Origin of the sequence: Methylobacterium sp. Leaf102, assembly GCF_001422425.1 — a bacterium.
In the GTDB taxonomy this organism is placed as follows: domain Bacteria; phylum Pseudomonadota; class Alphaproteobacteria; order Rhizobiales; family Beijerinckiaceae; genus Methylobacterium.
This window is the reverse complement of sequence record NZ_LMMX01000006.1, coordinates 69893-92124: the sequence shown is the minus strand read 5'-3', so window position 1 is coordinate 92124 and position 22232 is coordinate 69893. Positions and strand designations below refer to the sequence as shown.

Here is a 22232-nt window from a genome sequence, read left to right as displayed (position 1 = left end):
CGGCGCGGGCACGCGCATCCTCGGTTCCGGTCAGCAGGCAGGCGAACTCCTCTCCGCCCATGCGGCCGAAGATCGTGCCCCGTGGYCCGACGAGGGACAACTCGCCCTTGATCACGTTGAACAGCTGCGGCAACTCGTCCAGGGACGTCCGGCGGATGAAGCGGCCCACCGGCGTCACCCGCGGGTCGTTGCGCGTCACCAGCTTGGCGGCTCCCGCATCGCTCTGGGTCACGTACATCGAGCGGAACTTGTAGACCTCGATGAGTTCGTTGTTGAAGCCGTAGCGCTTCTGCCGGAACAGGACCGGACCGGGCGAGGTGAGGGCGACGGCCAAGGCCACGCCGAGCATCACCGGGCTGAGCGCNCTCGTTGTTGAAGCCGTAGCGCTTCTGCCGGAACAGGACCGGACCGGGCGAGGTGAGGGCGACGGCCAAGGCCACGCCGAGCATCACCGGGCTGAGCGCCACCAGCATGGCGAGACCGACGAGGCGGTCGAACACGCTCTTGGCGATGATGTCCCAGTCGGCCATGGGTTTGTCGAACACGTCGAGCACCGGCACCGTGCCGAGGTAGGAGTAGGCRCGCGGGCGCAGGCGCAGYTTCGAGGCCTGGGCCGAGAGGCGGATGTCGATGGGCAGGACCCARAGCTTGGCCAGCATCTGGAGGATGCGGTCCTCGGCGGTGATGGGGATGGTGAAGATGACGAGGTCGAGGCGGGTGGTGCGGGCATAGGCGACGAGGTCGTCGACGGTGCCGAGCTTGGGGTACCCCGCCACCACGGTGTCGGAGCGCCGGTCGCCGCGGTCGTCGAACACGCCGACGATGCGGATGCCGGACTCGGCCTGGGCGTCGAGGGCGCGGATCAGGTCCTCGGCCACGGGCCCGCCGCGGTGCCGAGCTTGGGGTCCCCCGCCACCACGGTGTCGGAGCGCCGGTCGCCGCGGTCGTCGAACACGCCGACGATGCGGATGCCGGACTCGGCCTGGGCGTCGAGGGCGCGGATCAGGTCCTCGGCCACGGGCCCGCCACCCACGATGGCCGTGCGCCGGTCGAACCGGCCACGCCGCGTCTGGGCACCGATGATCCGGGACAGGATGAAGCGGCCCAGCAGGAGCAGGCCGAGGCCCGCGACGAAGACGGTGCCCAGCCAGACGCGCGAGTAATGGTCGGCGACCTTGGCAAACACCATCACGGTCGCCACGACGAGGAGAACGAGCGTCCAGGCGGCCACGAGGCGCAAGGCCGGCTTCAGGAAGCCGCGCAAGGCCCCGATGCCGTAGAGCCCCATGACTTGGAAGAGGATCACCGCGACCGTGGCGATGCCGAGGATCGCCGTGGCGTAACGCGGACCGAGCGGAACGACGCCCGCGAGCTGGAGCCATTGCGTGGCCAGACCCGTGACACCGATGAGGGCGAACTCCGCGATCCGCACGCAGCCCGTCAGCACGACGGGCGAGAAGGCCGGTGCCGGCCGAGCCGTGGCCTCGGCCGGGGGGATCGCGCTCGAGCCGCTCGGCAGAGAAGCTTCCTGTTCGGAAGCGGGAAACGGTCGGGCCGCGGCTTCCAAAAGGTCGCGGACGTCGAAGGCACTCATCGTCAGGGCTTCCGGACTTCGGTCGACGTCGCGTCACCACGACGATGATCCACTCTGTCAGGAAGGCCTCACGGAACGTTTAACGGCCCCGGTGGTACGGGCTCCGGATCAGATCGCCTGTCCCGCATGCGCGGCGGCGGGCTCGGCTTTGACACGGGCTCGGAAGGCGGCGGCATAGCCCGACAGGACATCGGCGCCCATGCGCTTCATCGAGAAGCGCACCTGGACCGAGGCACCGAGATCGGCGAACCGCGCCGCGCGGGCATCGGGGGCTTCGTCGAGCACCCGGACGATGGCTTCCTTGAGAGCGCCAGCATCCCGGGGAGGGACGAGGTGGGACGCAGCCGCCCCGAAGATTTCGGGAATCCCGCCGACATTCGTCGCCACCAGGGGGTGCTGGGCCGCAGCCGCTTCGAGCACCACGTAGGGCAGGGATTCGGCCAGGGACGGCACCACCATGATCCTGCCCCGCGCCAACACGGCACGGATGGGCTGAGGCGCCTCGAACGCGACGGCGTCGCCGAGTCCCATGGCCCGGACACGGGCGGCCAGGAGGTCGGCATCGGGACCGGAGCCCACCATCAGCAGGCGTAAGGTCCGGCCCTCTTCTCGCAAACTCGCCAAGGCTTCGAGGAGAAAGGGCACACCCTTGGCATCCCGCAATTCGCCGATATAGAGCAGATCGTAGGGATCTGCCGCGGGCGCGACGGGCAGGAACTCGGATTCGCAGATCCCATTGTGGACGATCCGGGTCAAGCGGGCCGTACCCGCATGAGCGCGGTGGCGCCCGGCGACGTACTCGCTCTCGAACAGGAACAGATCCGTCCGCAGGGCCAGAAGGCGCTCGATGCCCATGTAGAGCCTGTGCCGGATCGTGCCGGGCTTGTAGTTGTAGCTGCCCCCATGGGGCGTATAGGCCCGAATCGGATTGGGTCCGGCGACCCTCGCCGCCCGCGCGTAGACGCCGCCCTTGGCTCCATGGCCGTGCAGCACCGTAGCCCCCGTGATCCTGGCCCGCTCGGCGAGGACGCGCAGAGCCGTCAGGTCGGAGGGATGGGGATTCCGGTGCATCGGCACCCGAACGATCCCGAGTGCCAGGCTGGGCGCGAGTGCTGCGAAGGCCTGGGCCGCCCGATCCCCACCGGTGTTCGCATCGCAGACGATGCCGACCTGATGACCGGCTGCTGCCTGCAGTCGGGCGAGATCGACCACGTGGCGGAACAGGCCCCCCACGGGGGCTCGGAAAACGTGGATGATGCGGTGAGCGGTGAGTGACGGGCCTTCGGCCAGGGTGGCGGAACGAGATGCGTTCGAAATGGAAGCGGACGCACTCACGATCGGATTCTCCACGCGGCAACCGGCGGGCGGCGGCGCCCGGATGGCCGTGATCCTGTCGTCAGCGGGATGGCGGGAACATTAAGAGCATCCCGGTCACATGCTCCAACTTCGACTTGCGGTTACGCAAGGCTTAAAGGCGCCGTTTCGCGCGGATGCCTCAGAAGAAGCGCTCCTTGACCACAATGGTGTCGCCCGGGCGAACCGGGTAGGTCATCGGCACGATGCCCGAGACGAGGCCGCCACGACCCTCACGGGTCAGGACAGCGTAGTCGCGCGCCGCCCGCGGGCCGAATCCCGCGGCGATGGCCACGGCCGTCTCCACGGCCATGCCGTTGACGTAAGGGTATTGGCCGGAGTTCGTGACTTCGCCCAGGATGTAGAATGGGCGGTAGGCATCGACCTCCACGGTGACGTGCGGCTCACGCACGAAGCCGGACGCGAGCTTGGCCTCGACGGTACGGGCGGCCTGCGCCGTGGACTGACCGCCAACCTTGACGAGGCCGATGAGGGGCATCGCGATACTGCCGTCCCCATCGACGGCATAGATGTTGGATAGGTTGTCCTGCCCGAAGACGATCACCCGCAGGCGGTCGCCCGCCGACAGGGTATAGCGCGCACCGATCGAGCCCGTCGTCGTGGCGTCGAGCTGTTCCGTCCGGAAGTCCGGACGCAGGCAGCCGCCCAGCGCGAAGCTGGACGAAAGAGTGAGAAGAAGTGTGCGTCGGTTCATCACCAATGCCGCCATGACCATGAATTCTGGTCTCGATCCCTAGGGGCATATGGTTAAGGAATGCTGATCCGGGCTCCTGCCCGGTGGTTCTGTGCCGGGACTGCCCGGTCTTAACGCGTGATCAACCTTAATATGATTGCCTGATGCGACGAAGGCCGGCCTACGGCCGCTGCCTCGCACGAGCGTAAAGATCGATCCATGCCTCGCTCATCGCCGAACTTTGCCGGTCCGTCGGTCCTGCACAGGGCCGGGGACGGCCTCGGGCTCGCCCAGCTCGCCAGCCTTCTGCGCCGCTCCTGGCGTTGGATCGCCGTCCCGACGGTGGTCGCGGGGCTCGGTGCCATCGCGTTCGTACAGGTTGTGCCGCCGCGCTACACCGGCGAGGCGAAGCTTCTCCTCGAGAGCCGGGAGGCAGCCTTCACGCGCTCGACCCAGGAGCGGGGCGAGCAGGTGGCACCCATCGACGAGCAGGCCGTCGCCAGTCAGGTCCAGGTGGTGATGTCCCGCGATCTCGCTCGCGAGGCGATTCGCCGGCTCAAACTCGTGGGCAACGCCGAGTTCGATCCGGAGGTGGCCGGCATCGGCCCGGTTCAGCGTCTTCTCATGATGATCGGCCTCGCCAAGAACCCCCTGGAACGGGCGCCCGAGGATCGGGTGCTCGAAGCCTATTTCGACCGACTCCTGGTTTATCCGGCGGGGAAGTCGCGGATCCTCACGGTCGAGTTCCGCGCGAAGGATCCGGAACTCGCCGCGCAGGCCGCCAACACCATCGCCGAACTCTATATCACCTCTCTGGAGGCCGCGAAGACCGATACCGCCCGCTACGCCTCGACCTGGCTCGGCGGCAACATCGAGACCCTGCGAACCCGCGTCGCCGAAGCCGAGGCGAAGGTCGAGGCGTATCGTGCCCGCAACGGCCTCATCGGAGGCGGTACGGCGAGCCAGCCGCTGAGCGCGCAACAACTCGGCGAACTCTCGACGCAGCTATCGCAGGCCCGCACCGTCAAGGCCGATCTCGCCGGACGGGCCAAACTGATCAAGGAAATGATCAAGGACGGTCGTGCCTTCGAGATCCCGGATGTCGCCAACAACGAAATCATCCGCCGCACGGTGGAGCAGCGCATCACCCTGCGCGGCCAGCTTGCCCTGGAGGCCCGCACGCTCCTGCCGGCCCACCCGCGCATCAAGGAACTGACGGCGCAGATCGCCGACCTCGACACGCAGATCAAGGCCACCGCCGAGCGCATCGTCCGGACCATGGAGAACGACGCCCGGATCGCCGAGGCCCGCGTCGAAAGTCTGAGTGCGACCGTCGATGCCCAGCGCGATGTCGTCTGGAAGGGCAATTCGAGCGAGGTTCAACTGCGGGCCCTCGAGCGCGAGGCCAAGGCCCAGCGTGAGCAGCTCGAATCCTACCTGTCCCGCTACCGCGAAGCCTCCGCTCGCGACGCCGAGAGCGCGACCCCCGCCGACGCCCGCATCGTTTCGCGCGCCGTGGTGCCGGAAACTCCCTCCTTCCCCAAGAAGCTGCCGGTCATCACGCTGGCTGTGATCATGGCTCTTCTGTTTTCGATGGGCGGCGTCATCGCCCGCCATCTTCTCACGGATCCCGATGATATCCGGCGCAAGCGCGCGGATGCGGACGCTGAGACCAAGGCCGAAGCCGATGGGGGCGAGCCGTCCGGCTCCGCATCGTCGCGCTTCACCTTCCCGGAGGCGTCGCCGGCATTGGCCCGCCACGGCGTCACCACCGCGACTTCCTTCGAGCCCATGGTCGCCTCGGCATCGGTCGTTCCCGCCGCCGCGCCCGTTCCTGCAGTCACTCCGGCGCCCGGCCGGTTTGCGCTCGACGGGCTCGTGGCGCGCCTGAGTGAGGATGCGTACGCGGGAATCGGCCGCCGGGTCCTCTTTGCGGAAACCCTGGATCCGGTGGAAACCCAGGACGGCGGCATGGGTGACCCCGCCGGAACCCTGGCGGGTACCCTGGCCGAAGCCCTCGCGGTCGGTGCGCGCACCGTGGTGCTCGATCTGAATGGCCCAGCCTGTGGCCCCGAGGATGCCGGCCTCACGGACCTCGTCGCCGGCGAAGCGGCTTTTCTCGATGTGATCCAGCGAATTCCCGGGTCGCGCCTCGACAGGGTCCAGCGCGGCTTCCTCGACATCGACGTGCTGAGCGAGGAGCCGGAAGCCTTGGAGATTGCCCTCGATGCCCTGGCGCAAGCCTACGATTGGGTGCTCTGCCGCCTTCACGGAGCGGAGACCGAAGCGGCCCAGGCGCTTCTGTCGGCGGTGGGCGGCGCCATGGACACGGTGGTGATCGCTTCGAACCGGGAGGCGGACGATGCCGAACTCGTTCATCTCTTCGCCCTGGCAGAAGCATCCGGCGCCAGCCGTATTCTCGTGGCCCGGGACCGGACCGTCGCCGAGACACCCGTTCGGGGATTCGGTGCCGACCTCGAACTGCGTCGTTCGGCGGCCTGAACGGGCGCCGACCTCTGCGCCTTCCGAGCGCCGGCCGTCCCCCGAGCCGACGCCTCCCGCGCTACTGCGCGAGCGCACCTGCCCGCCAGTGGCGTAGGCGGCCGACCAGGGTCGACAGGCGCGGATCACGCTTGATCCGCCGCTTGAGCCGGGCAACGCCCACGGTCTTGAGGAGGAGGATCCGACCGGGCAGGGACACGGGAATCGTGACCTCGCCGAGCTCGATGGTCTCGTCACATGTGTTGGCCTTGTAGCGCGCCTCGCCGACGCCGAGGTCGAGGGCGCGGCGGCCACGCTCCGCCTGATCCCGGATCAGATACTGCAGCAGAATATCACCGGGGCTCGATCGGCTCACAGCCGGATCCTGATCGAACGACGTCATCATGCCGCTGTAGCGGGCCGCGTCCACGGCGCCGGCGAAGACCGCGAACACCCGCCCGCTCTCGGTGCCCACCAGGGCCGCGACTTCGATGGCCGGTTCGTCGGAGCGTCCGTGCCGGCGCGCGCCGGCGGCGAGGAAGCCGCGCACGCCCGCATCGGCATAGGGGTTGGCGATCCCCATGGCGGAAAAACGCGATGCCTTCTGGGCGTAGAACGCGTCGAGGTAGGCGGTGACCTCCGCATCGGTCCGCGCCATCCGGTATGCCACCGGGCCGAACGCCTCGACGAGCTTCTTCTCCTTGGCGCGCAGTTTCTTGCGGGCGTCGGTGCTGAACACCCGCTTGACCGTGGATTCCGCATCGGGCCCCAGCAGGAGGCCGTAGGCGTCGCTCGGCGAAGGCTCGGCCCGGAAGCCGAGGGGGTTGGCGGCACCCTCCCAAAAAAAGGGCTGGTGCGAGAAGGCGTAGGCGGCGATGCCGGTGGCCCGGGCTGCCGCTCGGAGAGGCTCTGCCAGATCCTCGGGCCGCAGGGCGGCTGCCGCGCGCGAGGCGAAGAGGGGCATATGGAAGTTGGCGTGCTTCCCGCCGACGACCCGTGCGACGCGCAGGCCGTGCTCGTACGTCAGGTGACAGGGGATCAGCACCTGCGGTCGACCGGCCGCGTCGCGTACCACGAAGACACGAAGCACGGCGTCCGGTTCGGTCCGCAGATAGGCGGAGACCCAGTCGAAGCGCTGGTAGGGGGTCATCAGGACAGCCGGATCGGCTTCCAGGCCGCGCCACAGGGCCTCGACGGCGGCCAAATCGGAATAGACCTCCGTGGTCAGGCTGCCGCGCGCCGTATCCCGTATCATCTCCACTCCGCCTAGATCGTGCACGCCGCCCGTCACCACCGTCGCTCCCGCTCGCTCGGCGTCGAGGGAGCGCTCAGGCTCTTAAACGACGGGTGAAGCGCCGGGGCCGTCCTGTCGGCGTGGGTAACGAAACCTTGCCGGTTCCGGGACGACTATCGCTGGCCCACGTTCGGAGTTTCGATGTCGACAGCCCGCCGCCACCGCCTGTTCGAGGCCGGGTTCCGGACCATCGCGGCGACGGGGGCCGACCGCTGGCTCGCGCCCCTGGCCCGGGGACGGGGGGTGATCCTCACCTTTCATCATGTCCGCCCCGAGCCGCCCGGCGCCTACGCGCCCAATCGGCTGCTGGCCATCACACCGGACTTCCTGGATCACGTCCTCCTCACCCTGGCCCGACGCGGGTTCGAGGTGATCTCCCTCGATGCGGTGCCCGAGCGGCTCGCGGGGACGGGGCGCGCGCCCTTCGCCGTCCTGACCTTCGACGACGGCTACCGGGACAATGTCGAGCACGCCGCCCCGGTCCTGAGACGGCACGGCGCCCCCTGGACCCTGTTCGTCACCAGCGACTTCGCCGGTGGGCGCGGTCGCCTGTGGTGGCTCGAACTGGAGCGGGCGATCGGTCGCCTCCGGCGGGTGCGGCTTCCCGGTACGCAGATCGACCTGCCCGCGGGCAGCGACGCGGAGAAACGGGCGGCGTTCGAGGTGGTCTACCGCCACCTGCGCGCCGGACCCGAAGGGCATCTTCTCGCGGAGATCGCGGGCCTGTGCGAGCAGGCCGGCATCGCGGCAGGGACCCTGGCACGCGAACTGTGCCTGAGCTGGGACGAGCTCAGGGGGCTCGGCCGCGACCCGACCGTGACCTTCGGCGCCCATACGATCAGCCACCCGATGCTCGCCAAGCATGACGCGGCGACCCTGCGGCGGGAGGTCGAGGCGGGCCGCGAGGATCTCGCCCGCGAACTCGGCCGCCCGGTGCGGCACCTGTCCTATCCGGTCGGCGACCCGAGTTCCGCGGGCCAGCGGGAGTTCGCCCTGGCGCGGCAGCTCGGCTTCTCGACGGCGGTGACGACGCGGCCGGGCCACCTGTTCCCTGGGCACGTCGACCACCTGCAGGCCCTGCCGCGCGTCTCGGTGAACGGCTGCCACCAGAGCCCGGCCGCCCTCGCGTCCCTGCTCTCGGGTGTGCCGTTCCTGGCCTGGAACCGGGGGCGGCGCCTCAACGTCGGTTGAACGGAAAGGTCTTGGCGATCAGTCGGATCAGCGCCGGCGGTGACGGCGATACGAGCGCGACCCGCCGCCGGTGTCGAAGCTCGCGCTCTGGCGGCCGTGGCGGCCGTAGCGACTGCGCCGTCCCCGACGGCCGGTCTCCTGCACCGTCGGCAGGGCGGCGGCGATGCTGGACGGCAGGGCCGCCAGGGCCGTGGCGACGGAGGCCGAGGCGGTCGCCGCTCCTGCGGAAATGCCGGCCGCAACGTTCTTGGCGGCAGGGCCGAACATCGCCAGGCACTGGTTGTAGGCGAGATCGTTCTTGAGGCGTTCGCACTCGCCCACGGAGCGCGGTGCGCCTTGGGCGGCGGCCAGGGTGGGGGCGAGGAAGGCCAGGAGAACCAGAGTCGGGCGGAGCGGCATGATGCGGGGAATCGACCTTCGGCGCGTTCGGGAGCGGGGCCGTTTGTGCCCCGCGAGTGCGGCGAAATCCCGGCGCCTTCCGGTCAAGCGTCGGAGTCGGGCCGCTGCATCCAACTGATGAGGGGCATCAGCGGGATGATCCAGGCGATGCCCAGGATGCAGTAGAGCACCGCCTGCACGGGGGCCGGGGTCTGCGAGATGCGGCTGTCGGCGAGCGCCATGGCGAGCGGCGCGTAGACGACGACGAAGGCCAGCATCGTGATGGTGCCGATCAGGGAGCGGGTGCGGCGGCGCATCGGCCTTCTCCTCGGGCGGTCCTACGGAGAAAACGGACGCCCCGGGCGGGGTTAAGCCCGGCGCACGCGCGGCGCAATGCGCCGGTCCGTCGCCCGGATGGAACGGCGCACGCCCCCCATGCGCCGAAGGCGCCGGTACGGTTCGGCCGGCGCGGCGCCGTCACAACTCGGCCGAGCGGCCCGACAGTTCGGTCCGCAACTGGCGGGCGGCCTCCAGCAACGCGGCGTCGCGGCGGCGGCGGGGCCGGGGCACCGTGACGGTCATCTCCGCGGCGACCCGGCCGGGGGCGCCGGCCAGGACCACCACCCGGTCGGCCAGGGTGACGGCCTCGTCGATGTCGTGGGTGACGAACAGGATGGTCTTGCCGGTGGCCGCCTGGATGCGCTGCAGCTCGTCCTGCAGGCCTTCGCGGGTGAAGCTGTCGAGGGCCGAGAACGGTTCGTCCATGAGGAGCACGTCGGGATCGACGGCGAGGGCCCGGGCGATGGCGACGCGCTGGCGCTGGCCGCCCGAGAGCTGGTGCGGCCAGCGCTGGCCGAGGTCGGCCAAGCCCACCAGCGCCAGCATCTCGGCCGCCTTGGCGAGGCGCTGGGCCTTGGTGAGGCCGCTGCCCTCCAGCCCGAAGGCCACGTTGGCGACGACCCGGCGCCACGGCAGCAGGCGGGCGTCCTGGAACACCAGGGCCATGGGCGTGCGGCAGCCGGGGCGGGGCTCGACGCGCACGGTGCCGGCGCTCGGCTGGGCGAGGCCGATGAGCACCCGCAGGACCGTGGACTTGCCGACCCCGGATTCGCCGACGATGACGAGGAATTCGCCCCGCGCGATGGTGAGGTCGAGGTCGGCGAGGATCGTGTTGCGCACTCCTTCCCGCTCGTAGGCGAGGCTGAGGCCCTGGATGGCGATGATGGGCGAAGAGACGGGCGGGGGGACGGGCGTGCTCACGCGCGCCACCGCAGGAGCCAGCCCTGGAGGGCGACGAAGCCGGTGTCGAACAGGCCGTAGAGGCCGGCCATGGTGAGCATGTAGACGACCACGATGTCGGTGGAGAGGAGGCTGGAGGCCTGCATCATCCGGGCGCCGACGCCCGGCACGCCGAAGATCTCGGCGGCGACCACGGCCATCCAGGCCTGGCCCAGGGCGGTGCGCAGGCCCACGAGGATGCCCGGGGTGGCGGCCGGCAGCAGGATCTTGACGAGGCGCGACCACGGCGAGCGGAAGCCGAAGGCCTGCGCCACCTCGACGAGGTCGCGGTCGACGCCGCGCACGGCGCCTTGGGTGGCGAAGAACACGATCCAGAACACGCCGATGGCGATGATGAACACGGCGGCCGAGGGCTGGACCCCGAACCAGATGATGGCGAAGGGCACCCAGGCGAGGCCGGGGATCGGCCGCAGCAGCCGCACGATCCAGGCGGTGACGGCCTCGAACCCCGAAAACATGCCGCTGAGGAGGCCGAGCGCGATGCCGGCCCCAGCGCCCACAGTGAGGCCGACGACGTAGTGGCTCAGGCTCGACCACACGGCCTCGCCCCACACGCCAAGCTGGATCTCCCGCAGGAAGGCGGCCGGAATCGTGCTCGGCGGCGGCAGGAAGGCCGGGTTGATGAGGCCGAGGCGCGGCATCGCTTCCCAGAACATCAGGAAGGCGGCGAGGCCGAGGGCGGAGAGCGCCGTGGCGCGGAACGCGGGCATGCGGTTCAAGCGGGCGCGCGGCTCAGCGCGCGGTCGCCTTCTCGTAGGGGCGCGGGTCGAACAGACCGTCCAGCGGCACGTCCTTGTCCAGCGTCCCGATGGAGACCTGATAGGCCTGCATCGCCTTGGTGGCCTCGACGATGGCGCGGGGATCGGCGGTGAATTTCGCTGCCGGCGAGGTGATGGCCTTCTGGATGGTGGCCAGATCGGTGATGCCCTTGCCCAAAGCCGCCTCGACGGGCTTCGCCGCGCGGGCCGGATCGGATTTCAGCAACTCGCTCGCCTTGATCACGGCCTTCACCAGGCCCTCGACGGCCGCCGGGTTCTTGTCCGCGAAGGCGCCGAACACGCCCACCACGGTGCCGGGCTGGTTGGGGAACATCTCACCGCCCGTGGCGATGAGTTTGATCGCCGGGTTGCGCTGCTGGACGATGGTGAGCGCCGGCTCGCGGATGGAGGCGCCGTCGACGGCCCCGGCCAGCACCGCCTGCTGGGTCGCGTCGATGCCCATGGCGACGACCTCGGCATTCGCCTTGTCGGCCTTGGCGACCTGCCAGAGCCAATGCTGCAGGGTGGTGTTGGGCACGGAGCCCGGCGGCTGGGTGGCGAGGCGGGCGGGCCGGCCCTCCTTGGCCTTGAACTGGGCGAAGGCCTCGGCCTTGCCGGCGCCGTTCGCGAAGTAGGGGGCGAGCTTCGGCCCGGCCACGAACACCATCTCCTCGATGGCGGTGGCGGCCACCACGCGGACGTCGATGCCCTTGGTGCGGGCGACGGCGAGCGGCGCGACGCCGGCGACGTAGACGTCGATGGTGCCCGACGCGAGCGCCTGGATCATGTTGGGGCCGGATTCGAAGGTGGTGAAGGTGGGGGCGAGCCCCGCCTCCTTGAGCCAGCCCTCGCCATTGGCGACGAAGACCGGCGCCGCGCCGACGACCGGGATCACGCCGATGCGCACGGGCACGGGGGCGGTGCTCTGGGCCGAGGCGACGCCCGTCATGGAGAGCAGCAGGGCGAAAACGGGCAGGAGGCGCATCGGTCAGGTCCGGTCAGGGGCGTCGAGAAGGGTGGCCGACGGCACGGGGCGCCCCAGGGCTCCACCGCACGGATCGATCGGGGCTTCTGGTCCCGGGCCTTGGCACGGGGCGCCGGGGCACGCAAGAATTTGCTCGCGTCTCCGGCCTGTTGCCCCGTGCTTTGGAAGATCCCTCTCCGTTCGCGGGGGCGGGCAGGGCGGTTCTGTCGCGGCCCGGGCGGGTTCCGGCGCGGCTTTCGGGAACGGCCTCGTCTCGCTTCCGTTATCCCCCCGCTGCGGCCACCGGGCCGGCGGCGGCACCAGAATCAGGGATTTCCACCATGAGCCTCCTCGGCAGCATCGTCAGCAAGATCCTCCATCCCTTCGGAGGCGGCGACGCCCAGGCCAAGCCCGCCGACGCCCCGGCCACCACCGGCGGCTCCGACGCCTCCACCTCGACCGGCACCGCCACGGGCGGGTCCGTCCCGGCCGGCTCCGTCGATGTCGAGGAGGTCCTCAACGGCATGGCCGCCAAGAACGGCCAGACCCTCAACTGGCGCACCTCCATCGTCGACCTGATGAAGCTCCTCGACCTCGATTCGAGCCTCACCGCCCGCAAGCAGCTCGCCGACGAGCTCCACTACACGGGCGACAAGGAGGATTCGGCTTCCATGAACGTCTGGCTGCACAAGCAGGTGATCAAGAAGCTCGAAGAGAACGGCGGCAAGGTGCCGGCCGATCTGAAGGATTGATTGTCAATTCAGGCTCGGAGCGCATTCGCGCCTGAGCTGTTCGGCAGGCCCGGTTGCCCTTGCGGCAGCCGGGCCTTCGTCGTTTGAATGCCGAGGGGAAGGCAGCAAAGCCGCTTGGACGTCTCGGATACGTCGGCCCGTGATCCTACGCGCACCGACCGGGCATCGATCGTGGCGAAGATCGAAGGCGGAGGTCTTGCTGGCGATCCAAGGGTGTCGTGGGAGCCGTGCCTCCGGTTCAAAGCGTAGGTTGCCCTCGGCAAATCGAGGGGTACCTTCTGTCGCTTCGAAGCGGGATCTATCAACTTCGCTTTAGGATTGCGTGTGCATGGTGTGTGCAAACTAGGGTTCGCACATGCATCCGAGAGTCTTGGCCTCGACCACTGCCGCCGCCGTGACGGCGTGCGCCCTCGGCATGACGATCGCGACCGGGCTTCGGGTCGAGTTGTCCCACTTGCTGCTGTGGGCCGCGGGCATCTGCGTCCTCTTCGCACTCCAGGCGTTCTACACCTTCTACCGACGGGAACCTTTCATCGCCGATAGCCTCGGTACGCTCGCCGTGACCGGGTGCAGTCTGACCATGCTTGGGGTTCTTGCGTTGGCAGGCCTGGCCGTTAACGCGCCGCTCATCGATGGGGCGCTGATTCGAGCCGATGAGATGATCGGTCTTGATGCGCGAACGATCGTGGCGTTCGTGTCCCGGGTGCCGGCACTGCACGACCCCCTGGTCTTCGCTTACCACGCGTCGTTCAAGGTACTCATCTTCGTGCCCCTGATCCTCATTCTCATGCGGAGAGCGGACGCGGCATGGCGGTTTTGTGCGATGATCGCGCTCGCCGGGTTCACCTGTGCCGTCATCGCGATTCCATTTCCGGCCATCGGAGCCTTCGCCGGACTGCAACTCGCCGAGGATGTCGTTTCACAACTACCGGAGGGCGCGGGCCTCTATCACCTCGCAACGTTCGATGCGTTCCGCTCCGGAACGACGAAGCATGTCCGTCTTTCCGAGTTGAATGGAGTCATCACGTTCCCCTCGTTTCATGCGGCCTTCGCCTGTGTGACCGCCCACGTGTTCATGTCCTTGCGAATATTGCCCGTGCGCCTGTTGCGCCTATCGATCCTGATCTGGACCGCCATCGTCATGGTATCGACGATCGTCATCGGCGGGCATTATTTCGTGGATGTGTTCGCCGGTGTCGCCCTGTTTGCGGTTGTGGTGTCGATCACGCGGACGCGGAAGCCCTCTCCCGATCTGTCCATGCCGTTGCGAGCCCTGAACCCCGCGACGTGAGGGGGGGTCGGCTCGCGACCGTTCCGACGAGGGTTACCGGTAACACCCTGCGCCTCGAACGTGGTCTCGGCCGGGACGCTCCTCGCAGGGCGCGCCCGGCCCGGCGCCGGAGAGGGGCGATCCGGTTTCGGGATGTCCATTCAATCGAAGGCGGCGCTTGGAGCCTTCTTCCCGCAGGAGTATGCCTCGGTGAGCCGCAGAGGCTGGTTCGAGGAACTGGGTCATGGCGTGGAGCGCGCGAACCTTCTGCATCGTCATTGGCGGCGCTGCCGCACAGCTTCTTGTCTATCATGCCCTGCGAGGGTGGGCCGGTCTGACATCACCCGTGGCGAGCGTGCTTGCGGGTGTGCTCGTCACCTCCGCCTGTCTCCTTGTCGCGAGCGAGCGCCCCGCGCGTCTGCGATGGGGGCTCGAGGACTATTCTGCCCTTCACATAGTCTCGTTTCTGGCACTGCTGCCGGCGGCGCGCGATGGGTTCAATCTCTTCGTCGGGTTGCCCTCCGATTCGTTTGCGGCGGCGACCGCTTTCATCTGCCTCCCGTTGCTGGCGATCCAGGCGCTGACCCGACGCATTCTCTTCAGCCGGGCGGAAATCGAGAGCCTGCGCGGAGACCGGATCCGGTCCCGCGCGCTCGAGGAAGAGCGGGGCGTTTAGTGTCTGTCACAAAACTCCCGCTGCACCGCCGTATTCAAAGCGAGAACCGATGGTGACCGGCAGGTTTGCGAGGCAGTCTTAGCGCCTGTCCCCGCGTCCGGGCTGGAAAGCGGGAGCGTGCGCCGGACGATCCGCGCGGTCACGCCAACCGCTGCCCCAGCCGCCCCGCCAGATCCTGAATGTACTGGAACGCCGTGCGCCCCGAGCGCGAGCCCCGGGTGGTCGCCCATTCCAGGGCCTCGGCCCGCACGGTGTCGGGATCGGCGGTCAGGCCGTGACGGGCCACGTAGGCGCGGACCATGGCGAGGTATTCGTCCTGGCTGCACTTGTGGAAGCCGAGCCACAGGCCGAACCGGTCCGACAGGGACACCTTCTCCTCCACGGCCTCGCCGGGGTTGATGGCCGTGGAGCGCTCGTTCTCCACCATCTCGCGGGCGAGCAGGTGTCGGCGGTTGGAGGTGGCGTAGAACAGCACGTTCTCCGGGCGCCCCTCGATGCCGCCGTCCAGCGCCGTCTTCAGGGACTTGTACGAGGTGTCGTCGCCGTCGAACGACAGGTCGTCGCAGAACACGATCCAGCGGTGCCGGTCGCCCCGCAGGGTCGCCATGAGGTCGGGCAGGGCCTCGATGTCCTCGCGATGAATTTCCACGAGCTTGAGCGGGAGGGCGTCGCCCCGGGCCGCGTTGATCTCGGCGTGCACGGCCTTCACCAGGGACGACTTGCCCATGCCGCGCGCCCCCCACAGCAGGGCGTTGTTGGCCGGCAGGCCGGCGGCGAAGCGCCGGGTGTTCTCGGACAGCGTGTCGCGGGCCCGGTCGATGCCCGTGAGCAGGCCGATCTCGACGCGGTTGACGGAGCGCACCGGGATCAGCCGGCGCTCGGGCCCCCACAGGAACGCGTCGGCCGCCGCGACGTCCACCGCCGGGCGGGCGGGGGGCGCGGCCCGCTCCAGGGCGGCGGCGATGCGCTCCAGCACGGGCAGCAGATCGGGGTGAAGGGTTTCGTGCGGGGCCGGGTCGGTGGCAGAGGTCATCGCGAAAGGTCCTTCGGGCGGGCGCGGGGGCCGGTTTAGGGCAAATCCGCCGAAAGATCAGCGTCCCCGGGGCAGGGGGCTTGCGCCCGGGACCGTTTCGCCCCAGGCCCACGCCGTTGCTTTCACTTAGGCCGTGGCTATAGTCCGCGCGCTTTTTCGACAGGCCCGCACGCCCCCTCGCCCGAGGGGATCGGGGCCGTATCCTTGAGGAGTCACGCGCTTGATCACCCCCGCCTTCGCGCAAGGGGCCTCCGCGGCCGCTGGCGGAGCGGACATCGCCTTGCAGGTGGTGCCGTTCGTCCTCATCTTCGTCATCATGTACTTCCTGATCCTCCGCCCGCAGCAGCGCCGCGTGAAGGAGCATCAGAGCATGGTCAAGAACGTGCGCCGCGACGACACCGTCGTCACCACCGGCGGCATCGTCGGCCGCGTCACCAAGGTCGCCGACGACGCCTCGGAGATCGAGGTCGAGATCGCCCCCAACGTCCGCGTCAAGGTCGTCCGCACCATGATCGCGGAAGTCCGGGTCAAGGGCGGGCCGGTCAAGGCCGCCTGAGCCACCGACGGACGAGGCCGGCGCACGGGCCGGCCTCGCAATCAAGAAACGGCAAGGGACGGGACTTCCGGATGCTGCGCTTCTCGCGAACCAAGATCGTCACGACGCTGGCCGTCATCCTCATCGGCCTCAGCCTCGCCGTGCCGAGCTTCTTCTCGCCGGAGCAGCGCAAGGGCTTCATGGCGGGGCTGCCGGGCTGGTTCCCGAGCTGGATCATCCCCCAGCGCGCCATCGTGCTCGGCCTCGATCTCCAGGGCGGCTCGCAGCTCCTGCTGGAGGTCGACCAGAACGAGCTCGTGGCCTCCCAGGGCAAGGCGCTCCGCGACGACGTGCGCCGCATCCTCCAACAGGAATCCGTCCGGGCCGAGGGCGGCATCCAGCTCTTGCAGCGCGGCGTTCAGGTCCGCGTCCCCGACGATGCGGCGCGCGCCAAGGTGCTGCCGAAGCTGCGCGAACTCGCCCAGCCCATCGCCAATCCCCTCGTCGGCCAGGGCTCGGGCCGCACCCTCGACATCGCCGAGCAGCCCGACGGCGCCATCCGCCTGAGCCTCACCGATGCGGGCATCACCGAGCGCACCCGCCGCGCCGTGAGCCAGGGCATCGAGGTCATCCGCCGCCGCCTCGATTCCACGGGCACCACCGAGCCGTCGATCCAGCAGCAGGGCGCCGACCGCATCCTGATCCAGGTGCCCGGCGAGCAGAACCCGGAGCGCCTCGAGAAGCTCCTGGGGAGCACCGCCAAGCTCGAATTCCGCATGCTGTCGGACTCGCCCTCGGGTGACGTCGATCTGCTGCCTTCCAAGGACGAGAAGGGTGCCAAGGTCCCCGTCGAGCGCCGGGTCATGGCCGATGGCGGCGACCTCACCGACGCCCAGCCGGCCTTCGACCATCAGACCCAGGAGCCGATGGTCTCCTTCAAGTTCAACCTGAAGGGCGCCCAGCGCTTCGGGCAGGCGACGGCCGAGAACGTCGGCCGCCGCATGGCCATCGTGCTCGACAACGAGGTGGTCTCGGCGCCGCGCATCAACACGCCGATCACCGGCGGCTCCGGCCAGATCACGGGCAACTTCACGGTCGCCCAGGCCAACGACCTCTCGGTGCTCCTGCGCGCCGGCGCCCTGCCGGCGAAGTTCACCGTGGTCGAGCGCCGCGTCGTCGGCCCCGGCCTCGGCCGCGATTCGATCCAGGCCGGCAAGCTCGCGACGTTGGTCGCCGGTGCCCTGGTCATCGTGTTCATGTTCGCCACCTACGGGGTGTTCGGCTTCTTCGCCAACATCGCCCTCATCGTCCATGTCGGCCTCATCCTGGGCCTGATGTCGGTGCTGGAGGCCACCATGACCCTGCCGGGCATCGCCGGCATCGTGCTCACCATCGGCACGGCGGTGGATTCCAACGTGCTGATCTACGAGCGCGTGCGCGAGGAGGTGCGGGCGGGCCGCTCCATCGTCTCGGCCCTGCAGGCGGGCTTCGACAAGGCGTTCGCCACCATCATCGACTCGAACTCGACCATGGCCATCGCCGCCCTGATCCTGTTCTTCCTCGGCTCCGGCCCGGTGAAGGGCTTCGCCGTGGTGTTCATCCTCGGCATCCTCACGACCGTCATCACCGCCGTGACCCTGACCCGCATGATGATCGCCCTGTGGTACAATATCGCCCGGCCGAAAGCCCTGCCGTTCTGATCGTCCCCACCGGGGACGCCCGCCGGCCCTTTCGACCCTGAGACACATTCGAGACCGATCATGCGTCTGCTCCGCCTCTGGCCCGACGAATCGCACTTCGATTTCATGCGCTTCCGGCGGTTCACCTTCCCGCTTTCGGCGCTGATGTCGGTGGCGACCGTGATCCTGTTCCTCACGGTGGGCCTCAACTTCGGCATCGACTTCAAGGGCGGCACCCTCGTCGAGCTCCAGGCGAAATCCGGCACCGCCGATGTCGGGGCCGTGCGCCACACGGCGAACGGCTTCGGCTTCGGCGAGACCGAGGTGCAGGAACTCGGCGGCCAGGGCACCATCCTGGTGCGCTTCCCGCTCCAGGCCGGCGAGCAGGGCCAGACGGCGGTGATGCAGAAGGCGCACGCCTCGTTCGACGCCGAGTACGAGTTCCGCCGCACGGAGACCGTCGGCCCCCGCGTCTCGGGCGAACTCGTGCAGTCCGGCACCATCGGGGTGGTGCTCTCGGTGCTGGCGGTGCTGTTCTACCTGTGGTTCCGGTTCGAGCGGGAACTCGCCCTCGGGGCGATCGTGGGCACCCTCCACGACATCGTGCTCACCATCGGCATCTTCGTCATCACCCGCATCGAGTTCAACATGACCTCGATCGCCGCGATCCTCACCATCGTGGGCTACTCGCTCAACGAGACCGTGGTGGTGTTCGACCGGACCCGCGAACTGATGCGCCGCTACAAGACGATCCCCACGGTGGAGCTCCTCAACCTGTCCATCAACTCCACCATGTCCCGCACGGTGATGACGGCGACCTCCGCCTTCCTGTCCTTGCTCGCCCTGGTGCTGTTCGGCGGCGAGGCGATCAAGGGCTTCGCCATCGTGATGCTGGCCGGCGTCGTCATCTGCACCTACTCGGCGATCTTCGTCTCGACGCCGGTGCTGATCTACCTCGGCCTCATGCTCTCGGGGGTGAAGGCGCAGGCCGCCCGGTCGGGCGGGCGGGTGCCCCAGGCGGCGGAGTAGCGCATGGCAGCCGGCAGCCTCCACGACGGCTACGTTCCCGGCCGCCACATCATCGACGCCTACGGCAACGGCGGCTTCCGCTTCGCCGAGATGTCCCATCGCGGCTCGATCCTGATGCTGCCCTCGGGCGTCCGTGCCTGGGCGCCCGACGACGCCCGGGCCATCGACCGCAACGCCCTGCGGCCCGTGGTGGCGGAGGGGGGGGCGGTCGAACTCCTCCTCATCGGGACCGGCCTCGACATCGCGCCCCTGCCCGACGCCCTGCGGCGCTGGTTGAAGGAGGCCGGCATCGGCCTCGACGTGATGCAGACGGGTGCGGCGGCCCGCACCTACAACATCCTGGTGGCCGAGAACCGCAAGGTCGCCGCCGCCCTGGTGGCGGTCGCATGACGGACACGGACACCAAAGCCGGCCCGGCCGGCGGCCTCGACTTCGCGTTCGGGCATTGCGAGGCCCTGGTGAAGGCGGGCGACCCAGACCGTTACTTCGCCACCCTGTTCGCCCCCGCGAGCGCCCGGCCGCACCTCATCGCCCTCATCGCCTTCAGCCTCACCATCGCCCGCACCCGCGAGGCGGCCTCGAACCCCATGGCGGGCGAGATCCGCCTGCAATGGTGGCGCGACGCCCTCCAGGGCGAGGCGCGGGGCGACGTGAAGGCCAACCCCGTGGCGGCGGCCCTCGACGACGCCATCGTCAAGCGCAAGCTCGGGCGCCAGCCCTTCGTCGATCTCATCGACGCCCGCGTCTTCGACCTCTACGACGACCCGATGCCGCGGGTGAACGACCTCGAGGGCTATTGCGGCGAGACGGCCTCGGCCCTCATCCGCCTCGGCGGCCTCGTCCTGTGCGACGGCGCCGAGCCCGGCGGCGCGGCGGCCGCCGGCCATGCGGGCGTCGCCTACGGCATCACCGGCCTGCTGCGGTCCCTGCCGTGGCATGCGCGCGGCGGCCAGGTCTACCTCCCGGCCGACATCCTGAAGACCTACGGCGTCACCCGCGAGGACGTGGTGACGGGCCGCGGCGGCCCCGGCCTCGTGCACGCCTGCGCCGACCTTCGGGCGCTGGCCCGCCGCCACCTCGCGGCCTACGCGGCGGCGCGCGGCACCATCGCGCCCGCCGCGCGGGCCGCCTTCCTCCCCGTGGCCCTGGTGGAACCCTACCTCGCCGCCATGGAACGCCCGGGCTACGACCCGCTGAACACCCTCATCGAGATCCCGCGCTGGCGCCGGCTTTGGCGCCTGTGGCGGGCGTCCCGGGGGGCGTTCTAGGGGCGAACGCGTTTCGGTCGGGTCCGAATCCATGGGGCCGGGCAAGGATGCGTTAGGGGTTGACCCCTGCCCGTAAGATCGGACTCATGACCACGCTGAAAGCTAGGCTTCAGGCCCTCTACGAAGGCGACACCGACCGAGCGCACCGCTTCCGTTACGCACTGCTGGCGTTTGACATAGCGACGATCGCTTTCGTCATCGTCACATCTTTTCTGCCACTTTCACTTTGGATCGTCGTACTCGACGTGGCGCTTGGCGCAGGTGTTCTGGCCGATTTCCTCGGCCGCCTGCTGATTAGCCGGGCGCCGGCCCGCGAGTTCCTGCGGCTGAGCACTTGGACGGACGTGGTGGCGATCGTCTCATTCCTGGCGCCAATGGTCGTGCAGGGCGTCGGCTTTCTGCGCATCCTGCGCACCCTTCGACTGTTGCGCACCTACCAACTGCTTGAACGGTTGCGGCACGATAGTCCGTTTTTCCGGCGGAACGATGATGCCATTCTGGCCGCCACCAACCTTATGGTGTTCGTGTTCGTAATGACCGGTGTCATCTACGTCACGCAAGCAGGGAGCAACCCAGCGATCGGCAGTCCGGTCGACGCACTGTACTTCACGGTCACATCCCTCACGACCACCGGCTACGGCGATATTACGTTACCGGGACCGACCGGGCGCCTGATCTCGGTGTTCGTGATGATATGCGGGGTGACACTCTTCTTCCGGCTCGCCCAAGTCGTATTTCGCCCCTACAAGGTACGCTTCCCGTGTCCGACCTGTGGGCTGCAGCGTCACGAGCTGGATGCTGTACACTGCAAAGCCTGCGGCACCACGCTGAACATCCCCGACGAAGGCGCATATTAAGACAATTGTGTAGGGCGGGATCAGGCTCGGGAAGAAGTCCGACCGACGCAGATCGCGGCAGCATTCCAAAGATGGACGTTCCAAAGGCTCCAGTTCGTTGAATTCCGGTCATTACGGAGGGCACACCCCAACGCCGATGATGGACCGGGGGCGGAGCGTCCGCTTCAGGGCAAGGGGTCAGGGCCCGCTCCCCACCAACCAAGGGCGCCACGCTCCCGGGTTGACAGCGAGGTCTGCCGGCGCTTCTGTCATGTCGGCTCGTGCAGCCGGCCGCTCGCGCCGCAAGGCATGGTGAATGCACGTTTCCCCCGATTCGGTCTGACCCCCTGGGCGGTCCCCTCGGCAATGCGAGCCCCGATACGAGCGACTGCCCGGTTCGAGGATCGGACGCATGCATATCCCACATGACCCGAAGGCGATGGCCAAGAGCCTTCGTCAGGCGCTCGCCGAGCGCCGTGTCGAGATTTCCCACGGCGACAGTCTGGAATGTGTCGCGCGTCAGTTCGGCTGGCGCGACTGGAATACCCTGGCGGCCCAGCTCGACCGGCCCGTCCTGCGCCTCCCCGAAGATTGGACCGTCGCCGGCACCCGCAGCGACGATTACGAGATGGGTCTCGATCCGGCGGAAGGCTGCGCGCTCATCCGCTACCGGGTCGCCCTGGCCGACCCGTCCCTCGGTCCGGCATCGACGGGCTTCGGGGCGCTCATGCAGAACTTCCGCGCCGATGGCTTCCGCGACAAGCGCCTCGAACTCAGCGCGCACCTGAGAGCACGGGACGTCACGGGCGCCGGATCGCTGTGGATGCGGATCGATGGTGACAAGGGGCGCATGCTGGCCTTCGACAACATGGATGGGCGCACGCGCGAGGGGCCGCTCGTCGGCACCGTCGGGTGGCAGGAACGGTCCATCGTCATCGACGTGCCCCCGGAGGCCCAGTCGATCCATTTCGGGTTTTTCCTGCGCGGCGGAGGCAGCCTGTGGGCCCGGCGGTTGCGCTTTGCCGAAGTGGGGGCGTCCGTGGCGGTGACGGATCATGCCGTCCCCCGGCGGGCGGCCCCGACGAATCTCGATTTCGCAGCCGGCGCGTAGTCTCGGGGCCAGTCCGGGCGACGGTCGCCCGGACTGG

23 protein-coding genes and 1 pseudogene are annotated in these 22232 nt (G+C 69.0%); 12 read left to right on the top strand and 12 right to left on the bottom strand.

Translation table 11 applies throughout. From position 1 onward, the window contains the following. Positions 1-79 precede the first annotated feature (79 nt). The 5 genes and pseudogenes from ASF27_RS22830 to ASF27_RS06620 form a co-directional block, all read right to left on the bottom strand. Positions 80-364, bottom strand: a pseudogene (locus ASF27_RS22830) (sugar transferase); the annotation flags it as partial. Position 365: 1 nt separating this feature from the next. Next, positions 366-878: sugar transferase (locus ASF27_RS23370; RefSeq protein WP_210166263.1), on the bottom strand; the 513-nt coding region annotated here is incomplete at its 3' end. Continuing rightward, positions 863-1594, bottom strand: a complete 732-nt coding sequence (locus ASF27_RS23365; protein WP_056358729.1) for a hypothetical protein — start codon at positions 1592-1594, stop codon at positions 863-865. The genes ASF27_RS23370 and ASF27_RS23365, both read right to left, overlap by 16 nt. Positions 1595-1702: 108 nt before the next feature. After that, positions 1703-2911: a glycosyltransferase family 4 protein gene (locus ASF27_RS06625; RefSeq protein ID WP_244480941.1), complete on the bottom strand. Its 1209-nt coding sequence runs from the start codon at positions 2909-2911 to the stop codon at positions 1703-1705. 178 nt (positions 2912-3089) lie between these two features. Then, positions 3090-3662, bottom strand: a complete 573-nt coding sequence (locus tag ASF27_RS06620) for a polysaccharide biosynthesis/export family protein (RefSeq protein WP_056171477.1) — start codon at positions 3660-3662, stop codon at positions 3090-3092. Between the two features lie 198 nt (positions 3663-3860). Here ASF27_RS06620 and ASF27_RS06615 point away from each other — a divergent pair, with 198 nt between their 5' ends. Then, positions 3861-6143, top strand: a complete 2283-nt coding sequence (locus ASF27_RS06615; RefSeq protein ID WP_056303999.1) for a GumC family protein — start codon at positions 3861-3863, stop codon at positions 6141-6143. A gap of 61 nt (positions 6144-6204) precedes the next feature. Here ASF27_RS06615 and ASF27_RS06610 read toward each other — a convergent pair whose 3' ends face one another. Then, positions 6205-7377 carry a GNAT family N-acetyltransferase gene (locus ASF27_RS06610; protein WP_056304022.1) on the bottom strand — a complete coding sequence of 391 codons (1173 nt, stop codon included), beginning with the start codon at positions 7375-7377 and terminating at the stop codon, positions 6205-6207. 180 nt (positions 7378-7557) lie between these two features. On the opposite strand from ASF27_RS06610, the gene ASF27_RS06605 reads away from it, so the two are divergent. Further along, positions 7558-8607 carry a polysaccharide deacetylase family protein gene (locus ASF27_RS06605; RefSeq protein WP_056171470.1) on the top strand — a complete coding sequence of 350 codons (1050 nt, stop codon included), beginning with the start codon at positions 7558-7560 and terminating at the stop codon, positions 8605-8607. A 27-nt stretch (positions 8608-8634) separates the two neighbouring features. Here ASF27_RS06605 and ASF27_RS06600 read toward each other — a convergent pair whose 3' ends face one another. From ASF27_RS06600 to ASF27_RS06580, 5 genes are all read right to left on the bottom strand, one after another. Then, positions 8635-9006, bottom strand: a complete 372-nt coding sequence (locus ASF27_RS06600; protein ID WP_056171468.1) for a hypothetical protein — start codon at positions 9004-9006, stop codon at positions 8635-8637. An 83-nt stretch (positions 9007-9089) separates the two neighbouring features. Further along, positions 9090-9302, bottom strand: coding sequence for a DUF2842 domain-containing protein (locus ASF27_RS06595; protein WP_056171466.1), 213 nt, complete (start codon positions 9300-9302; stop codon positions 9090-9092). A gap of 160 nt (positions 9303-9462) precedes the next feature. Further along, positions 9463-10245 (bottom strand): ABC transporter ATP-binding protein, encoded by a 783-nt coding sequence (locus tag ASF27_RS06590; protein ID WP_056304020.1) that lies wholly within the window; start codon positions 10243-10245, stop codon positions 9463-9465. After that, complete coding sequence (locus tag ASF27_RS06585) at positions 10242-10994, bottom strand: ABC transporter permease (protein ID WP_056358726.1); 753 nt, start codon at positions 10992-10994, stop codon at positions 10242-10244. The genes ASF27_RS06590 and ASF27_RS06585 overlap by 4 nt, the downstream gene beginning before the upstream one ends. A 22-nt stretch (positions 10995-11016) precedes the next feature. Continuing rightward, positions 11017-11991: an ABC transporter substrate-binding protein gene (locus ASF27_RS06580; RefSeq protein ID WP_244472929.1), complete on the bottom strand. Its 975-nt coding sequence runs from the start codon at positions 11989-11991 to the stop codon at positions 11017-11019. Between the two features lie 356 nt (positions 11992-12347). Between ASF27_RS06580 and ASF27_RS06575 the strand changes: the two genes are divergently transcribed. From ASF27_RS06575 to ASF27_RS06565, 3 genes are all read left to right on the top strand, one after another. Then, the gene (locus tag ASF27_RS06575) at positions 12348-12758 is read left to right on the top strand and encodes a DUF3597 domain-containing protein (RefSeq protein ID WP_056262523.1); all 411 of its coding nucleotides are present in this window, start codon (positions 12348-12350) and stop codon (positions 12756-12758) included. A gap of 415 nt (positions 12759-13173) precedes the next feature. Beyond that, positions 13174-14049 (top strand): phosphatase PAP2 family protein, encoded by an 876-nt coding sequence (locus ASF27_RS06570; protein ID WP_210166262.1) that lies wholly within the window; start codon positions 13174-13176, stop codon positions 14047-14049. 223 nt (positions 14050-14272) lie between these two features. Next, complete coding sequence (locus ASF27_RS06565; RefSeq protein WP_056358721.1) at positions 14273-14704, top strand: hypothetical protein; 432 nt, start codon at positions 14273-14275, stop codon at positions 14702-14704. Positions 14705-14843: 139 nt separating this feature from the next. Here ASF27_RS06565 and ASF27_RS06560 read toward each other — a convergent pair whose 3' ends face one another. Then, the gene (locus ASF27_RS06560) at positions 14844-15737 is read right to left on the bottom strand and encodes an ATP-binding protein (RefSeq protein ID WP_056358718.1); all 894 of its coding nucleotides are present in this window, start codon (positions 15735-15737) and stop codon (positions 14844-14846) included. A gap of 220 nt (positions 15738-15957) precedes the next feature. Between ASF27_RS06560 and yajC the strand changes: the two genes are divergently transcribed. From yajC to ASF27_RS06525, 7 genes are all read left to right on the top strand, one after another. Beyond that, complete coding sequence (yajC, locus tag ASF27_RS06555) at positions 15958-16293, top strand: preprotein translocase subunit YajC (RefSeq protein ID WP_056171456.1); 336 nt, start codon at positions 15958-15960, stop codon at positions 16291-16293. Positions 16294-16364: 71 nt separating this feature from the next. Beyond that, complete coding sequence (secD, locus tag ASF27_RS06550) at positions 16365-17972, top strand: protein translocase subunit SecD (protein WP_056171453.1); 1608 nt, start codon at positions 16365-16367, stop codon at positions 17970-17972. Positions 17973-18032: 60 nt separating this feature from the next. Next, a complete protein-coding gene (gene secF, locus ASF27_RS06545) occupies positions 18033-18980 on the top strand; it encodes a protein translocase subunit SecF (protein WP_056171451.1) in 948 nt (315 codons plus the stop codon). Between the two features lie 3 nt (positions 18981-18983). Then, complete coding sequence (locus tag ASF27_RS06540; RefSeq protein WP_056171450.1) at positions 18984-19370, top strand: MTH938/NDUFAF3 family protein; 387 nt, start codon at positions 18984-18986, stop codon at positions 19368-19370. After that, the gene (locus ASF27_RS06535) at positions 19367-20248 is read left to right on the top strand and encodes a phytoene/squalene synthase family protein (RefSeq protein WP_056358715.1); all 882 of its coding nucleotides are present in this window, start codon (positions 19367-19369) and stop codon (positions 20246-20248) included. Before ASF27_RS06540 ends, ASF27_RS06535 begins: the two co-directional genes overlap by 4 nt. Before the next feature lie 86 nt (positions 20249-20334). Continuing rightward, positions 20335-21105 (top strand): ion channel, encoded by a 771-nt coding sequence (locus ASF27_RS06530; protein ID WP_056262512.1) that lies wholly within the window; start codon positions 20335-20337, stop codon positions 21103-21105. Positions 21106-21496: 391 nt separating this feature from the next. Beyond that, positions 21497-22195, top strand: coding sequence for a glyoxalase superfamily protein (locus ASF27_RS06525; protein ID WP_082478847.1), 699 nt, complete (start codon positions 21497-21499; stop codon positions 22193-22195). Positions 22196-22232 lie beyond the last annotated feature (37 nt).

Coding starts and splice junctions, on each gene's coding strand:
- secF (WP_056171451.1), top strand. CDS start 18,033: ATGCGTCTGCTCCGCCTCTGGCCCGACGAATCGCACTTCGATTTCATG.
- ASF27_RS06615 (WP_056303999.1), top strand. CDS start 3,861: ATGCCTCGCTCATCGCCGAACTTTGCCGGTCCGTCGGTCCTGCACAGG.
- secD (WP_056171453.1), top strand. CDS start 16,365: ATGCTGCGCTTCTCGCGAACCAAGATCGTCACGACGCTGGCCGTCATC.
- ASF27_RS06560 (WP_056358718.1), bottom strand. CDS start 15,737: ATGACCTCTGCCACCGACCCGGCCCCGCACGAAACCCTTCACCCCGAT.
- ASF27_RS06525 (WP_082478847.1), top strand. CDS start 21,497: ATGCATATCCCACATGACCCGAAGGCGATGGCCAAGAGCCTTCGTCAG.
- ASF27_RS06565 (WP_056358721.1), top strand. CDS start 14,273: ATGGCGTGGAGCGCGCGAACCTTCTGCATCGTCATTGGCGGCGCTGCC.
- ASF27_RS06620 (WP_056171477.1), bottom strand. CDS start 3,662: ATGAACCGACGCACACTTCTTCTCACTCTTTCGTCCAGCTTCGCGCTG.
- ASF27_RS23365 (WP_056358729.1), bottom strand. CDS start 1,594: ATGAGTGCCTTCGACGTCCGCGACCTTTTGGAAGCCGCGGCCCGACCG.
- ASF27_RS06610 (WP_056304022.1), bottom strand. CDS start 7,377: ATGATACGGGATACGGCGCGCGGCAGCCTGACCACGGAGGTCTATTCC.
- ASF27_RS06605 (WP_056171470.1), top strand. CDS start 7,558: ATGTCGACAGCCCGCCGCCACCGCCTGTTCGAGGCCGGGTTCCGGACC.
- ASF27_RS06575 (WP_056262523.1), top strand. CDS start 12,348: ATGAGCCTCCTCGGCAGCATCGTCAGCAAGATCCTCCATCCCTTCGGA.
- ASF27_RS06540 (WP_056171450.1), top strand. CDS start 18,984: ATGGCAGCCGGCAGCCTCCACGACGGCTACGTTCCCGGCCGCCACATC.
- ASF27_RS06595 (WP_056171466.1), bottom strand. CDS start 9,302: ATGCGCCGCCGCACCCGCTCCCTGATCGGCACCATCACGATGCTGGCC.
- ASF27_RS06600 (WP_056171468.1), bottom strand. CDS start 9,006: ATGCCGCTCCGCCCGACTCTGGTTCTCCTGGCCTTCCTCGCCCCCACC.
- ASF27_RS06535 (WP_056358715.1), top strand. CDS start 19,367: ATGACGGACACGGACACCAAAGCCGGCCCGGCCGGCGGCCTCGACTTC.
- ASF27_RS06530 (WP_056262512.1), top strand. CDS start 20,335: ATGACCACGCTGAAAGCTAGGCTTCAGGCCCTCTACGAAGGCGACACC.
- ASF27_RS06585 (WP_056358726.1), bottom strand. CDS start 10,994: ATGCCCGCGTTCCGCGCCACGGCGCTCTCCGCCCTCGGCCTCGCCGCC.
- ASF27_RS06580 (WP_244472929.1), bottom strand. CDS start 11,991: ATGACGGGCGTCGCCTCGGCCCAGAGCACCGCCCCCGTGCCCGTGCGC.
- ASF27_RS06570 (WP_210166262.1), top strand. CDS start 13,174: ATGACGATCGCGACCGGGCTTCGGGTCGAGTTGTCCCACTTGCTGCTG.